This is a genomic window from Mesorhizobium sp. B1-1-1, assembly GCF_006442955.1.
Classification (GTDB): Bacteria; Pseudomonadota; Alphaproteobacteria; order Rhizobiales; family Rhizobiaceae; genus Mesorhizobium.
The window spans coordinates 16,859-31,847 of sequence record NZ_VFWW01000010.1 but is presented as its reverse complement, the minus strand read 5'-3'; the positions used below and the strand labels follow the sequence as shown (position 1 = coordinate 31,847).

Sequence of the window (14,989 nt, the reverse complement as noted above, 5' to 3'; positions counted from 1 at the left end):
GAGATTGTCCTGACTTTGTAATATCAACAAACCAACGATCTGACTACGCTCTGTCATTCAACCCTTCCAGAAGGATCTTTCATCATGAGTGAGCTGAATTTTGTGACTGTTGGCGACGGCACGCGCATCGCCTACCGTTTCGACGGCGATGCGCGAAAGCCGGTTCTGATGCTGTCGAACTCCATCGGCACCACGCTGCATATGTGGGATGGACAGGTCGGCGAGTTGTCCAGGCATTTCCATCTTCTGCGCTATGATTTTCGCGGCCATGGCGGATCGAGCGTGCCGGCCGGCGCCTATTCGCTCGATCGGCTCGGCGGCGACGTGATCGAACTGCTCGACGCGCTCGGCCTTGGCCGCGTGCATTTCCTCGGCCTGTCGCTGGGCGGCTTCGTCGGGCAATGGCTCGGCATCCACGCGCCGGAGCGGATCGACCGGCTGATCCTGAGCAACACCTCGTCGCATCTCGGACCGGCAAGCTATTTCGACGAGCGCATTGCCGCCGTCCGGCAGGCGCCCGACATGGCCGAAACCGCCGAAACGTTCCTCAACAATTGGTTCCCGGCAAAAATGGTGGCGGCCAACGAGCCCGTCATCGAGGAATTTCGCGCCATGCTGCTCGCCATCGACCGGCAAGGCCTGGCGGGCCTCTTTGCGGCGGTGCGCGACGCCGACCTTCGCCGCACCGTGGCGCTGATCTCGCGGCCGACGCTGGTGATCGCCGGCGAGCACGACACGGTGACGGCGGCCAGCCACAGCGAACTGATCGCCGCGGCGGTGCCCGGCGCGAAACTGGTCGTCCTGCCGGCGGTTCACCTGTCGAATGTCGAATATCCATCCGGTTTCATGCAGGCGGTGTTCGATTTTCTGCGCTGAGGGATGCGATCCCGTAGACCCCGCATCCCCGGAGCCGGGACGGACCTCACGGCTCCTTGCAGATCGGCACCGGCTGCGGCGGCGGTGCCGGGTGGTCCTTCCTGTATTGGGCAATGATCGGCTCGAGCGTCTTTCGCGGCCAGAATTTCGGCGTGCCGATTTCCTTCAGGCAGGATGCGTTCCAATAGGGGCCAGCGTCCGACAGCGAACGGCCCGCCGCCACGATTTGCGCAACGGCGGCGATGTCGCGCGATTCAGGGTAGATGTAGAGCGTCGTCGGATTGTCCTTCACCATCGGGATGATCTGCTGCGCATCCGCCGCCGACCAACTGGTGCAGCCATTGCTGCGGCCGCCGGCATAATCCACCAGCTTGCCGAACGGCACGTAGCCGTCATGGTCGGCATGCGAACTGGCCGGATCTTTGCGAAGACACATTCCCTTCAGCACTTCCGCCGGATGCCCGCCGATCACGCGCTGCCTGGCGTTCGCGGCCTCGCCCTCGCCATCGAACTGCACGAAGGTACGCATGAAAGCCACGTCTTGCTTCGCTGCGGTGCGATGATAGCCCTTGAACGAGGTTATCGCCTCGCCGATCATATAGGCGCCGCCGGCGGTTAGTGACGAATCCAGCGCATTGCCGAAGTTCTTCGCGCAGCGCTTGCCATTGGCGAAATCTGCGACGCCCTTCAGATTCCGGCCGCTGCCGTGGCCCGCCGAAACGGCGCGAAACGCCTGGCTGGCCTCGCAGATGATGTAATAACGGTGACCCAGTTTGTTGTTGCCCAGATCGCTAGGGCGCGTCGCATCCATGGCGAAGTAGCAGGGATTGTTAACGGCTCCTGCGCCGACTTTCTTCAGGTAAAGCGCTCGGGCCCGCTCCAGGACCACAGCTGAGATCTGGCCATCACCTTCGCCGACATGGGCCTGCAGCCAGGCCGGAATGGCCGAGGGCGCGGCAAAGGACCGTGCCGTCAAAGCGACGACAACGAGGAAGAGGCTGGCGACGACACCCAGCGGGATAGATCTCAACCGCACCAGACCCGTTCTCCTGTCGAAGCGTTTGTGTTTTGGCGGTGAATCACCCCCGGCACGATCATAAATCGGCTTATGCCGGCCGGCGAAACACATCTTGTTCAGCATTCCCGGCACGTATGCGCGTTTTCGACCCGCCAGCATTGGGGTATTGTCTGATTCCGGCGCGCCCACGCCTCCTCCCTCCGTCGGGAAAGCATCATTCATGCGGGGCAATCCGATCATCGAACCGACTGTTCGAGCACCAAGCATAAGGAGGGGTTGCGAAGACTGCTCGCACCAGGAGGTTTGCGATGATTGCGCCCATTTACCATCTGAAGCGTCAAGCCAGGCTGTTGTCCCGCAAGGAGAAGATTCCGCTCCATCAGGCGCTTGACCGTGTTGCAGCCCGCGAAGGTTCTGCGAGTTGGAGTCTGCTTGCGGCCAAGGCAGCCGAGACGACGGCCGCCGGCAGGCTGTTCTCGCGGCTGATGCCCGGCGACCTGGTTCTGGTCGGTGCGCGACCAGGCCACGGCAAGACGCTGATGAGCCTCGAGCTCGCGGTCGAAGCCATGGAGCGTGGCCATCGCAGCGTGTTCTTCTCGTTGGAATACACGCATCGCGATGTGCTGGACCGGTTTCGCGCCATCGGGGCGGACCCCGCCCAGTTCGACCGATTGTTCGCGTCCGACACTTCCGAAGCCATCAGCGCCGACTACATCGTCGAGGTGTTGGGATCGGTGGCGCGCGGGACGCTCGCGGTCATCGACTATCTGCAACTGCTCGACCAGAAGCGGGAAAATCCGGAGCTGATGGACCAGGTCCGGACATTGAAGGCTTTTGCGCGTGACAGGGGCGTGATCCTGGTCTTCATCTCGCAGATCGACCGCTCCTACGATCCGTCAACGAAGCCGTTTCCCGATATCAGCGACGTTCGGCTACCGAACCCGCTGGATCTGTCGCTGTTCAGCAAAGCGTGTTTCCTCAACAAGGGCGCGATCCGCTTCCAGCCCGCTTGAGCGTTCCAGTGGCCATCGCTATGCCTGCTTGGCCTGCGAGGGAGCATGGATCATGATCGAAATCGTCAAGCCCGGGCTCAAGCATCTGGCGTCCTACAAGGCTGCGCTCGAGCGCGGCTGGTCGCCCGACAATGTACGGCTCATGGAGGCAGCTCGCGAGCAGCTTGCCGCAATCGAGGAGGATCCGGCGGCGTTCCTGGCCAGCCTCGATGATCCCGAGGCCAAGGGGCCGCCGATCACCTTGCCTGACGGCAGACAGGTCCCGCGCCTGCCGGGCTTCAGGCGCTGGATGTGGGACGGCGAGACGTCAGGCTCGATCGGCCTGCGCTGGCAGAAGGGCACGTCGGCGCTGCCGCCGCACGTGCTTGGCCATATCGGCTACGCCGTGGTGCCGTGGAAACAGCGACGCGGCTACGCGACGGAAGCGCTGCGGCTTATGCTGGATGAGGCGAGGGCGGTCGGCCTGGCTCATGTCGACATCACCGCAAAACCTGGCAATCCGGCCTCGCACAAAGTGATCCTGGCCAACGGCGGCAGACTGGTCGAACGTTTCCTCGAAGATGCCGCCTATGGCGGAGCGGAGAGCCTGCGGTTCCGCATCGATCTGTAATGCGTTGGAGCTGCGCAGCTGCCGGGCGAGACATGACTGTTCATCGCGTCGTGCTTGCGCCGGTGCACGCCCGGATCAGGCATGATCGGTGGTGGATGTCCTGACGCGGATAATCTACTCAGCCGCTGCCGTCAGCGGTGGCGTGGCGTTGCTGCGCCACTCCCAGATGTGCGAGGCGAGCGCCACCGCGACTGCGACGAGCATCGCCACAGCGCCAAGCAGCGGCAGGCTGCGATAACCGTAACCGCCATTGAGCATGGCGGCACCGAGCGATGCCGCGAGCGCTATACCGACATTGAAGCCGGATGGGATCAGCGAGGAGGCCAGGTTCGAGGCATCCGCAGTCCAGGACAGGATGCGGGTCTGGATCGGCGTACCGATGGCAAAGTTGAGGCCGCCCCAGATGACGATCGCCACGACCATCGGCACGGGATAGGGGCTGACGGCATAGATCACCGCAAGCGTCACCGCCTGCAGGGCCAGCATGGTGATCAGCGAGGGCATCAGCTTCCAGTCGGCTAGCCTGCCGCCGAGGAAGACGCCAAGCGTGGCGCCGACGCCGTTGAGCAAGAGCACCCAGGGCACCAGGTTCTCGTCGAGGCCGGTGATCTCGATCAATGTCGGGGTGACGTAGGTGAACAGGCCGAACTGGCCGATCATCAGCATCAGCATCAGGATCAGCGAGGTCCAGACCTGCTGGCGGGCAAGCACGCGGACCTCGCGGGCGAGGCCGGCGGGTTTGGCCTGATAACCTGTGGTGCGCGGCAAAAGGGCTGCCATGGCAAGCGTGGCCGCCACGCCCAATGCGCACATAACCCAGAAGGTCGCGCGCCAGCCCCAGATGTTGCCGATGGCAGTGCCCGCCGGCACGCCGATCACGTTGGAGACGGTGAGGCCCGACAGGATGACGGCCACCGCCATGCCGCGCTGGTCCTCGCGCACCAGCCCGACCGCCACCACCATGGCGACGCCGAAATAAGCGCCATGCGCGACTGCGACGGCAATGCGCAGAAGCAGCATCGAGGTGAAGTCGGGCGCCAGCGCGCAGGCCGCCTGACCGATGGTGAAGGCGACCGCGAGGCCGAGCAGCAAGGTTTTGCGCGGCAAGGACTTGGTGGCAAGTGCCAGAAGCGGACCGCCGATGGCAATGCCGCAGGCATAGCCGGAGACGAGATAGCCCGATGTCGGAACCGAAACGCCAAGCCCTTGCGCCACCTGCGGCAGCACGCCGGCGATGACGAATTCGGTGGTGCCGAAAGCGAAGGCAGCGATGAACAGGGCGATGAGCGGAAGCGACATGGCGGGAATTAAATCCTCGAATGCAGGCCTCAAACCACGGATGCGCGCTGCCGGCAATCCAGAAATTTTTGTCGCCGCTTTAGCTTTTCTTGATCTCCGGGTTCAAAATCTTGACCCCGGGTTCAGAACGGGGTCTTGCGTCCATAAGGAACCTTCAGCCATGCCCGCTCATGAAAATAATAGAGCAGCGACTTGGTGAAGACTTCTGTCACGCCGATGGCGGCCGCCAGCTCGACGCTTCCGGTCACCACCAGCGAGATGATCATCGTATCGATGGTGCCGGTCACGCGCCACGAAAGCGCCTTGGCGAAACTGCGCGAATGGGTGTCCATCGATCTCCTCCGAAAGCTTTGGCTGATATGCCTAGCCCGAGCGATGGAAACGCGGCAATGGCAATTTTGCCGCCGAAGGACCGACGCCATGCAATTCTGCCGCAATACAATTTTTTCGGCAGAGTGCGGCGCTCTTCCTTCTGCCCTTGTTTGTTGGGAGGTGGCGTCGCAAAGCGAGGTGGGGATGAGGTGTCTCAAAGAAGGGAGAGATGTCGTTGATCAGCTCGCCTTCAACCTGGATCCGCCGAGGAGGCCGCGTTCTTCCAGCACGGGATAGGCCATCGATGCCAGCAGCGAGTTGATCTGTTTGAGATCGCGGATGGTGTCGAGGTGGATCGAACTGGTCTCGACGCTTTTGGCAGTGCCTTCGCGCAGCCGCAGGAAATGACTGGCGCTGGTCTCTTTTTCGGCGTCGCGCAGCCGTTCCTTCTCCAGCACCAATTGGCGAGCCGTCTCGGCATCGCGCGACACCAGCACGTTGAAGGCAAGCCGCGCATTGGCGAGCACCGAAGCGTGGAAGGCGCACAGCTCGCTCCAACCCTCGTCGGTGAATTCCAGTCCACGGTCGAACTTCTTCTTCACATGTACCAGCATGTTGCGCACGATGATGTCGCCGACCTGCTCCAGCTTGACGCAGGCGCCGATCAGTTCCTGGCAGCGCAACGCCTCGTCCTCGGTCAGCGGGTTCTTGGTGACCTTGGCGAGGTAGAGCTTGATCGCCGCGTGCTTGCGGTCGACGCGGTCGTCAAGGGCGGCCAGCGCCTTGATCTTGTCGGCATCGGCGCTCTCGTAGAGCTCGATGATGCGCTTGAGCATGATCTCGACCGTCTCGCAGACCCGCACCACCTCGCGGGTGGCATTGGCCAGCGCCTGGCTCGGCACGTCGAGCGCGCTTTCGTTGAGCGCCGAGAGTTCGACGACGTCGAGCGTGGCGGCTGGCGTCTTGGTGCCGAGCGCCACGATCTTCTCCGAGGCTCGGTAGACGAGACCCGCCAGCGGCAGGCCGGCGAGCAGGATCAGCACATTGAACAGGATGTGGGCATTGACGATCTGGTCCGCTGCCGTCGCGCCAAGGAACGCGAAATGCGGCCTGAAGATCATGACCAGGATCAGCATGACCAGCGAGCCAAGCCCGCGCATCAAGAGGTTGCCGATCGGCACGACGCGCACTTCGGGGCCGGAGGAGCGGGTCAGCATGGGCGCGATGATCGACGAACCGAGATTGACGCCCAGGATGAGGACGACGCCGAGTTCGGGCGTGATCAGGCCGCGGCCCGCCAGCGTCGCCATCAACAGGACCGCGGCGATGCTCGATTGGAACAGCCAGGTGATCAGCGCCGCCAGCAGATAGGCGGTGATGGAATCGCCGGAGAAGTAATTGATGATGACCGGCATCAACTGGCTGTTGCGCAGCGGCTCGGATGCCTGACCGATCATTTCCAGCGACAGGATCAAAAGGCCGATGCCGACCAGGATGCGACCGGTCTGGCGCCAGTCGCGCCGCTCGGTGGCCATGAACATGACCGTGCCGGTGATCAGGCAAAGCGGCACCAGCAGCGTGAGATCGAAGGTGAGCAGCTTGACCACCAGAGCCGAACCGATCTCGGCGCCGCGCACGGCCAGTTGCCCGGCCGCGCCCGAGACGATGCCGGAGCCCGCGAAGGAGCCGACCAGCAGCGTGACGGCGGTGGAGCTCTGCAGCGCTATAGCGAGGCCGGTGCCGGCCAGCACCGCCATGACAGGATTGCGCATGGTGGCGCGCAGCTTGTGGCGCAGCACGTCGCCATAGGCGCGCTCGACGCCGGTCTTCACCATGCGCGTGGCAAACAGCATCAGCGCCACGGCGCCGGCCAGATGCAGGAGAACCACGGAGCCGCTCATTGCGGCGCACCGATACGGGCAAGGCCGGCGACACGGGCAGCGCGGCGGTCGGGAGAAAGAGGAGGGGTGCGAATCATGATCATGACGTTGGCCGATAATAGCTCGAATATTTTAGCCGGATAATAAAAATTTGTCGATTTCAAGGGCTGCCGGCGCGCGACGGGGCGTGTCGGAGAATGGACGGATGCCGAAATGGTTGCATGAGCCTCGCCGCCTTGACGCGGCGGATCGGCCGGTGTTGCCGCCCGCCCTTCGCCCGGAATTTGCGAAGATGTTCAACCAATCGATCTAAAGCTTCGGATTTATTACGGAATTGTAATGCTCATGTTCAGTTTCGGTTCATTCTTCGACGGCTATTTCTGCGGCATCGACAACCAAGGAGATTCCTTCATGAAACGCATCGTTCTTTCCGGTCTTGCTTTCTCGATGCTGGCCGCCACGTCCCTGACGGGCCAGGCCGCGCCGCTCAATGCGCCGGTCGCGCCGCAGTCGAACTATACCAATGTCGACTGGCAGAAGCCCACCAACCGGGATGTCAGGAAGCGCGTCATCCAGAAGCGGGTCATCCAGAAGCGCATCATTCAAAAGAAGGTCGTCGTGAAGCGGAACAACTGGCGCAATGGCCAGAAATATTCCGGCTGGCGGCAGCATCAGCCGGTCCGCGATTATGGGCGCTACGGCCTGCATCGTCCGGGCCGTGGCCAGGAATGGATCCGCGTCGGCAATGACTATGTGCTGGTCGGCGCCCTCTCCGGCATCATCTTTGGCGCCATCGCCGCGCAGTAAAGTCCCGATAGTGCCAGACTGGAGGAAGGGCGGCCCGCAACGGCCGCCTTTCCTTTTGCCCTGTGGAAACCGGGCATCGTCAGCATTAGGGGTCGCCGGACTTCGCGGGCATGATTATATGGGGGATAAACGAGTTCCCCGATGCGCTTTCCGCCCGCCTTCCTCGACGAGATACGCGACCGCGTGCCGATTTCGCAGGTCATCGGCCAGCGCGTCGCCTGGGATCGCAAGAAGACCAATGCGTCACGCGGCGATTATTGGGCCTGCTGCCCGTTTCATGGCGAGAAGAGCCCATCCTTCCATTGCGAGGACAAGAAGGGCCGCTACCATTGTTTCGGCTGCTCGGTCTCGGGCGATCACTTCAAGTTCCTGACCGAACTTGACGGACTGAGCTTTCCCGAGGCGGTCGAGAAGATCGCAGACATGGCCGGCGTGCCGATGCCGGTTCGCGACGTGCAGGAGGAGCGGCGCGAGAAGGAACGCGCCAGCCTTACCGACGTCATGGAAATGGCGACTGCCTTTTTCCAGGAGCGGCTACAGGGCGCGGAGGGCGCCAAAGCCCGTGCGTATCTGCGCGACCGCGGACTGACGCCTGCGACGCAGCATGCGTTCCGGCTGGGCTATGCGCCCGACAGCCGCAATGCGCTGAAGGAGCATCTGGCCGCAAAGGGCGTGCCGAAGGCCGATATCGAGGCCTGTGGGCTGGTGCGCCATGGCGACGACATTCCGGTTTCCTATGACTGGTTCCGCGACCGCATCATGTTCCCGATTCCGGATTCGCGCGGCAAGATCATCGCTTTCGGCGGGCGAGCGCTGGCGCCGGATGCGCTCGCCAAATATATCAACTCGCCCGATACCGAGCTCTTCCACAAGGGCAACGTACTCTACAATTTCGCCCGCGCGCGAAAAGCGCTGGCCAAGGGCGGCACGGTCATCGCCGTCGAAGGCTATATGGATGTCATCGCATTGGCGCAGGCCGGCTTCGAGAATGTCGTCGCGCCACTCGGCACGGCGCTAACCGAAAACCAGCTCGAACTGTTGTGGCGTATGGCCGCCGAGCCGGTGCTGTGCTTCGACGGCGACAAGGCCGGGCTGAAGGCCGCATGGCGGGCCGCCGACATGGTGCTGCCCGTAGTCCAAGCCGGGCGCACGGCGCGTTTCGCGCTGCTGCCGGAAGGCAAGGATCCCGACGACCTGGTCAAGGCGGAGGGGCCGGATGCCTTCCGCGCCGTGCTGGCGGAAGCGCGTCCTCTTGCCGATCTGTTATGGATGCGCGAGACGGCGGGCGGCGTCTTCGACACGCCGGAGCGGCGGGCCGAACTGGAGAAGCGGCTGCGCGAACTGACCAGCCGCATCCGTGATGAAAGCCTGCGATATCACTACCAGCAGGAGATGCGCGAGCGCGTGCTGAGCTTCTTCGGTTCTCAGCGCGCAACGCGGCAAGGTCGTCCGGACTGGAAGCCGGGGCAGGGCAAGGCGCCCGCTCCCGGCGGACAATTCGCCAAAGCCGGCGGTGGTCGCATCGCCATCACGGAAAGTCTCGGCCAGTCGGCACTGGTCAAGCGCGGCAACGAAGGAATGTCGGTGCGCGAAGCGACGATCATCGTGGCACTGGTCAACCACCCGGCGCTGATCGACGAGAATTTCGCCCATGTCGAGTTCCTTGATCTCGCCAACCCCGAGCTGAGGCGGCTGCACGGCGCCATCCTCGACGCGATGGCACATGACATGGCCAATGACCGCCACGCCGTGGTGGCGACGATCGAGCGCGCCGGCTGCGCCGAGATCTGGGAGCGTGCCGTCGGCCTGATCAGGCGGGCGCGGCAGTGGCCGGCGCTGGAGACGGCAGCGCTCGAGGATGCCCGCGACGCTCTGAACCAGGCGCTGCACTTGCAGCGCAGCGCGCGCACCTTACATAAGGAGCTGAAACAGGCGGAAGCGGCGATGGATGCGGATCCTTCGGACGAGAATTTTCGCCATCTGATCGAAATTCAAGCGCAATTTCGGGATGTACAAGCGACGGAAGCGCTGATCGAAGGCTTCGGTGTTTCGTCGGGCAGGGCTGGTCGGGCCTGAAGCATGGTCCCGAAAAGCGGGACCCGGTTTTCGGGAACGATCATGCTCCAGCAGAAGAAAGGCGGAGCTCATTCCGTCCCGAGGGTTGGGACGGGCTCGTGCCAGCAAGTGCAGGAATGACGGCGTTGTCATGGATCTTCTAGAGCCGGACCGCGCTAAGTCGGGTAATTGATTCGCTTTTTTCATGCGAATCATGCGAGAGGCGCTTGACCTTCCGGCAGAATGGCGGAATCAGGACGATTCGAAACGTTAACCCGCACCCGCGTCGACGGGAAAAGCAGCGATGTGAGGTCTTGGTCACTGGACAGGCAGCCAGCCTGCCACAGATATCAGGGTTAATCTGGACTTAATGCATGTCGCCCAAAAATGGAAACCGGTTTTGGGCGACGACAGGGCACCAACAAAGAGATGATGCAGTTATTGGCCCGGTGAAGCGCGTTGCAAAAGCGAGCCCAGCCGATTTGACCGGTCCGACAGCTTGCGCGGCCTCGATGTCGGGCCGCTAGGAGAAGATAAAGACTATGGCGACAAAGGAAAAGGAAGAGGTCGAGACCGAACGCGAAGGCGCCACCGATGGCCCTCTGCTCGACCTTTCCGATGATGCTGTCAAGAAGATGATCAAGGCCGCCAAGAAGCGCGGCTATGTCACCATGGACGAGCTGAATTCGGTGCTGCCCTCCGAGGAAGTGACCTCCGAGCAGATCGAGGACACGATGGCGATGCTGTCCGACATGGGCATCAACGTCGTCGAGGACGACGAGCAGGGCGAAGAGGCCGAGGCCGGCGACACCGCGGCGGATGCCGAGGAAGACGCCAACGAGCTGGCCGAGCAGACCGGCACCGCCGTCGCCGCCACAACCACGAAGAAAGAGCCGACCGACCGCACCGACGATCCGGTGCGCATGTACCTGCGCGAAATGGGTTCGGTCGAGTTGTTGTCGCGCGAGGGCGAAATCGCCATCGCCAAGCGCATCGAGGCCGGCCGCGAGACGATGATCGCGGGCCTGTGCGAAAGCCCGCTGACCTTCCAGGCCATCATCATCTGGCGCGACGAGCTCAACGAATCCAAGATCCTGCTGCGCGAGATCATCGACCTCGAAGCCACCTATGCCGGCCCCGAGGCCAAGCAGGCGCCGGTGGTGGAGCGCGTCGAGGAAGCGCCCAAGGTCGAGGAAAAGCCGCGCCGCGGACGCGACGATGAAGACGACATCACCAATGTCGGCGCCGACACGCGCGGCATCGGAGATGACGACGAGGAGGACGAGGACGAGGCCAGCCTGTCGCTGGCGGCAATGGAAGCCGAGCTGCGCCCGCAGGTCATGGAAACGCTCGACGTCATCGCCGACACCTACAAGAAGCTGCGCAAGCTGCAGGATCAGCAGGTCGAGAACCGGCTGGCCGCGGCCGGCACGCTGTCGCCCAGCCAGGACCGCCGCTTGAAGGAGCTGAAGGATCAGCTCATCAAGGCGGTGAAGTCGCTGTCGCTCAACACGGCGCGCATCGAGGCGCTGGTCGAGCAGCTCTACGACATCAACAAGCGCCTGGTGCAGAACGAGGGCAAGCTTCTGCGTCTCGCCGAAAGCTATGGCGTGCGCCGCGAGGAGTTCCTGAAGGAATATCAGGGCTCCGAGCTCGACCCGAACTGGACGCGCTCAATTGCCAATCTGACCTCGCGCGGCTGGAAGGAGTTCACCAAGAACGAGAAGGACGCGATCAGGGACCTGCGCGCCGAGATCCAGAATCTGGCCACGGAAACGGCCATCTCGATCCTGGAATTCCGCAAGATCGTCAACCAGGTGCAGAAGGGCGAGCGCGAAGCGGCTATCGCCAAGAAGGAAATGGTCGAGGCCAATCTGCGCCTCGTCATCTCCATCGCCAAGAAATACACCAATCGCGGCCTGCAGTTCCTCGACCTGATCCAGGAAGGCAATATCGGCCTGATGAAGGCCGTCGACAAATTCGAGTATCGCCGCGGCTACAAGTTCTCGACCTACGCGACATGGTGGATCAGGCAGGCGATCACGCGTTCGATCGCCGACCAGGCGCGCACCATCCGCATTCCGGTGCATATGATCGAGACGATCAACAAGATCGTGCGCACCTCGCGCCAGATGCTGCACGAGATCGGCCGCGAGCCGACGCCGGAGGAACTGGCCGAGAAGCTCGCAATGCCGCTCGAAAAAGTGCGCAAGGTGCTGAAGATCGCCAAGGAGCCGATCTCGCTCGAAACCCCGGTTGGCGACGAGGAGGATTCGCATCTGGGCGACTTCATCGAGGACAAGATGGCGATCCTGCCGATCGACGCGGCGATCCAGGCCAATCTGCGCGAGACCACCACGCGCGTGCTCGCCTCGCTGACGCCGCGCGAGGAGCGTGTGCTGCGCATGCGCTTCGGCATCGGCATGAACACCGACCATACGCTCGAGGAAGTCGGCCAGCAGTTCTCGGTCACCCGCGAGCGTATCCGCCAGATCGAAGCCAAGGCATTGCGCAAGCTCAAGCACCCGAGCCGCTCGCGCAAGCTGAGGAGCTTCCTGGATAGCTGAGGCCTACCGATTGCGAAGAGATCAAGGGCGCCCATCGTGGCGCCCTTTTTCTTTGGCGCTCGCCATTGCGGCACGCGCCCTTAGGGAGAATAATTTGGTGTCGGATGCATTTTTCTGGGCGACAACCCGGGAAGCCCGCCCCGGTCGAGGCCGTGTCGACATCGCCATGGCCTGAGCACCGTGCTCCGTGGCCCCGGAGGAGGCGTGCCATGACGACTTACATCATGCTGATGAACTGGACCGAGCAGGGCGCGAAGAACGTGCGCGAATCCCCCAAGCGCCTCGATGCCGCCAAGACGCAGCTGGGCGAGATGGGGGGATCGTTCAAGTCGTTCTACCTGACCATGGGGGAATTCGACATGGTGGCGGTGGTCGAAGCGCCCGACGATGCGGTGCTGGCGCGTTTCGCGCTGATGCTGGCCGCGGGCGGCAACGTCAAGTCACGGACCCTGAAGGCTTTCCCGGAGCTTGCTTACCGCGAGATCATCTCGTCGCTTGGATGATGCAAATCGGGACGTTCCGGAGCCGATGAGCAGGTGCCGGCTCGACGGCGCCTTGCGGCAAGACGGTGCGCTCCATCGTGATAGAGTGCAGCCAGCGGAGATCGCGATGAAGAAAGTTTCGATATTGGCTATCAGCCTTGCCGCGTGGTCGTCGATGCCGATCGATGCCCACACTGCCCCGCAAAAACCGGTCGGCATGTCCAATCCCGCATCGGTCCATTGCGGAGAGATCGGCGGGCGCCTGGTGATCAAGAAGGACAAGGCTGGCAATGAATATGGATTTTGCCGCTTGCCCAATCGGCGGCTGTGCGAAGAGTGGGAGCTGTTTCGCGACAACAAATGCGTCGGGCCGAAGACGGTGATGGGCCTGAAGTGATCGACAGCAGAACCAGGCCCTTGCTGACCGTCTGGTACAACACGCGCTGCCCGGTCTGCGATGCCGGCATTGCCAGGCAGAAGCGGCGGCTGATCGAGGCGATCAAGGCCGGGCGGATCGAATTTCGCGACATCAATCATGAACCGGAAGCACTGGCCGGATTTGGCGCTTCGCTGGAAGACATCCGCCGCCGGCTGCACGCGACCGATGCTCAGGGCAGGCTGCTGGTCGGCGCCGATGTCGCCATCGCCGTGTGGGCGCTGACGCCGGGCGAGGGCTGGCTGGCAAAGCTGCTCGGCAACGCCCTTACGCTACCGCTCGCTCGCTTCGGCTACGACCGCTTCGCCGACCTGCTCTATGCCTGGAACCGGCGCAACGGCCGCTGGTAGCGCCGGCTACTCCAATCATGATGAAGGCATGTTCGCGCGCGACCGACGGGTCGGCGTCCGACAGATGCTGTTCGCTTCCGGCCCGATACATCGTAAGATATATCTTGACTCCATGCTGGCGTGCGCCTAGTTGAGATATATCGTAAGATAGAACTCAAGGAACAATCAATGCACAGACACAATCATTTTGGCGATCGCGCCGAGCGCGTCTTCATGCACATGGCCGGCAAATTTGGCGGCAGAGGCGGGGGCGGCGGCTTTGGCCCGTTCGGCCATGGCAGGGGCGGCGGACGCGGCGGCCCGGGCGACATGTTCCGCGCCGGGCGCATGCTGGCCGACGGCGACCTCAAGCTGATCACGCTGTCGCTGCTGGCCGAGGCGCCACGCCATGGCTATGACATCATCAAGGCCTTGGAGGAGCGCACCAGCGGCATCTACAGCCCGAGCCCGGGCGTGGTCTACCCGACGCTGACCTTCCTGGAAGAGGCAGGCTATGCCGTGTCCTCGAGCGAAGGCAACAAGAAGGTGTTTTCGATCACCGAGGCCGGGCAGGCGCATCTTGCCGACAACCGTGAGATGATCGACGGCGTGCTAGACCATCTCGAGCGCTTCGGCCGCAAGATGGCCAAGGCGCGCGACTGGTTCGGCTGGAACGACGATAGCGAGGATCGGCGCGACGGCCGAGGCGGCCGTTCGGAAAAGCGCGACGAATTCCGTGCGCTGCGCCACCGGCTGCGCGCCGCGCTGAGCGACATCGTCGATGCGCCGGCGGACAAGCAGGCCGAGGCGATGAGCATCCTCGAAGACGCCGCCGCGGCGCTCGAAGCGCTGTCGCGCAAATAACCCGGCTTCGGTCCAACCGGCACGGCCCTTGCCCGTCCGAGCAAGGAGCGATAGTGAAATTCATCCTGCGCCACATTATGTGGTGCGGGATGAATGGTGTTGGAGGAAGCCCGATGTCTTTTCTGAAGCGTCTTTTCGGCGGTGGCGGTGATGAAGCGGCCGAGCCAAAGAGCGCCGCACCGGCCAAGCAGGTGGAGCACAAGGGTTTCACGATCAGCGCCACGCCCTACAAGGCCGATGGCCAGTACCAGACCTGCGGCGTCGTCTCCAAGGACGTCGACGGCGTCCTGAAGGAACACAGATTCATCCGCGCCGATCGTTTCGCCGGGTTGGACGACGCCGTCGACATCTCGATCAAGAAGGGCATCCAGCTCGTCGACGAGCAGGGCGAGCGGATGTTCGGGTAGACCGCCGACGAACGGCTCAAGAATTCCAGAGATC

At 63.0% G+C, this 14,989-nt stretch carries 15 protein-coding genes; 11 read left to right on the top strand and 4 right to left on the bottom strand.

The features are described from left to right. The first annotated feature begins 84 nt into the window (after positions 1 to 84). Entirely contained in the window at positions 85 to 876 is a 792-nt protein-coding gene (gene pcaD, locus FJ986_RS21130; protein ID WP_140582023.1) for a 3-oxoadipate enol-lactonase, read from the top strand. Positions 877 to 922: 46 nt separating this feature from the next. Here the strand turns inward: pcaD and FJ986_RS21125 are convergent, their stop codons facing one another. Beyond that, entirely contained in the window at positions 923 to 1,912 is a 990-nt protein-coding gene (locus tag FJ986_RS21125; protein ID WP_140675677.1) for a hypothetical protein, read from the bottom strand. A 290-nt stretch (positions 1,913 to 2,202) separates the two neighbouring features. Here FJ986_RS21125 and FJ986_RS21120 point away from each other — a divergent pair, with 290 nt between their 5' ends. Next, positions 2,203 to 2,907 carry a DNA helicase gene (locus FJ986_RS21120; protein ID WP_140582020.1) on the top strand — a complete coding sequence of 235 codons (705 nt, stop codon included), beginning with the start codon at positions 2,203 to 2,205 and terminating at the stop codon, positions 2,905 to 2,907. A 52-nt stretch (positions 2,908 to 2,959) separates the two neighbouring features. Beyond that, positions 2,960 to 3,517: a GNAT family N-acetyltransferase gene (locus FJ986_RS21115; RefSeq protein ID WP_140582017.1), complete on the top strand. Its 558-nt coding sequence runs from the start codon at positions 2,960 to 2,962 to the stop codon at positions 3,515 to 3,517. Between the two features lie 114 nt (positions 3,518 to 3,631). Here the strand turns inward: FJ986_RS21115 and FJ986_RS21110 are convergent, their stop codons facing one another. The 3 genes from FJ986_RS21110 to FJ986_RS21100 all read right to left on the bottom strand — a co-directional run bounded on the left by FJ986_RS21110 (position 3,632) and on the right by FJ986_RS21100 (position 7,029). After that, positions 3,632 to 4,816: an MFS transporter gene (locus FJ986_RS21110; RefSeq protein ID WP_140675508.1), complete on the bottom strand. Its 1,185-nt coding sequence runs from the start codon at positions 4,814 to 4,816 to the stop codon at positions 3,632 to 3,634. Positions 4,817 to 4,938: 122 nt separating this feature from the next. Then, positions 4,939 to 5,148: a DUF2061 domain-containing protein gene (locus FJ986_RS21105; RefSeq protein WP_140675505.1), complete on the bottom strand. Its 210-nt coding sequence runs from the start codon at positions 5,146 to 5,148 to the stop codon at positions 4,939 to 4,941. Positions 5,149 to 5,367: 219 nt separating this feature from the next. Beyond that, entirely contained in the window at positions 5,368 to 7,029 is a 1,662-nt protein-coding gene (locus FJ986_RS21100) for a Na/Pi cotransporter family protein (protein ID WP_140495914.1), read from the bottom strand. A 390-nt stretch (positions 7,030 to 7,419) separates the two neighbouring features. Here FJ986_RS21100 and FJ986_RS21095 point away from each other — a divergent pair, with 390 nt between their 5' ends. The 8 genes from FJ986_RS21095 to FJ986_RS21060 all read left to right on the top strand — a co-directional run bounded on the left by FJ986_RS21095 (position 7,420) and on the right by FJ986_RS21060 (position 14,955). Next, positions 7,420 to 7,815, top strand: coding sequence for an RcnB family protein (locus FJ986_RS21095; protein WP_140495913.1), 396 nt, complete (start codon positions 7,420 to 7,422; stop codon positions 7,813 to 7,815). A 141-nt stretch (positions 7,816 to 7,956) separates the two neighbouring features. Next, positions 7,957 to 9,891, top strand: a complete 1,935-nt coding sequence (gene dnaG, locus FJ986_RS21090) for a DNA primase (protein WP_140675502.1) — start codon at positions 7,957 to 7,959, stop codon at positions 9,889 to 9,891. Between the two features lie 521 nt (positions 9,892 to 10,412). Beyond that, positions 10,413 to 12,437: an RNA polymerase sigma factor RpoD gene (rpoD, locus tag FJ986_RS21085; RefSeq protein WP_140495911.1), complete on the top strand. Its 2,025-nt coding sequence runs from the start codon at positions 10,413 to 10,415 to the stop codon at positions 12,435 to 12,437. 209 nt (positions 12,438 to 12,646) lie between these two features. Beyond that, positions 12,647 to 12,940, top strand: a complete 294-nt coding sequence (locus FJ986_RS21080) for a GYD domain-containing protein (RefSeq protein ID WP_140495910.1) — start codon at positions 12,647 to 12,649, stop codon at positions 12,938 to 12,940. 106 nt (positions 12,941 to 13,046) lie between these two features. After that, the gene (locus FJ986_RS21075) at positions 13,047 to 13,316 is read left to right on the top strand and encodes a DUF333 domain-containing protein (protein WP_140495909.1); all 270 of its coding nucleotides are present in this window, start codon (positions 13,047 to 13,049) and stop codon (positions 13,314 to 13,316) included. Positions 13,317 to 13,336: 20 nt separating this feature from the next. After that, positions 13,337 to 13,705, top strand: a complete 369-nt coding sequence (locus FJ986_RS21070) for a DCC1-like thiol-disulfide oxidoreductase family protein (RefSeq protein WP_140496404.1) — start codon at positions 13,337 to 13,339, stop codon at positions 13,703 to 13,705. Between the two features lie 168 nt (positions 13,706 to 13,873). Next, positions 13,874 to 14,548, top strand: a complete 675-nt coding sequence (locus FJ986_RS21065) for a PadR family transcriptional regulator (protein ID WP_140555979.1) — start codon at positions 13,874 to 13,876, stop codon at positions 14,546 to 14,548. 113 nt (positions 14,549 to 14,661) lie between these two features. Beyond that, positions 14,662 to 14,955, top strand: a complete 294-nt coding sequence (locus tag FJ986_RS21060) for an HlyU family transcriptional regulator (protein ID WP_140495907.1) — start codon at positions 14,662 to 14,664, stop codon at positions 14,953 to 14,955. The last annotated feature ends 34 nt before the right edge of the window (positions 14,956 to 14,989 follow it).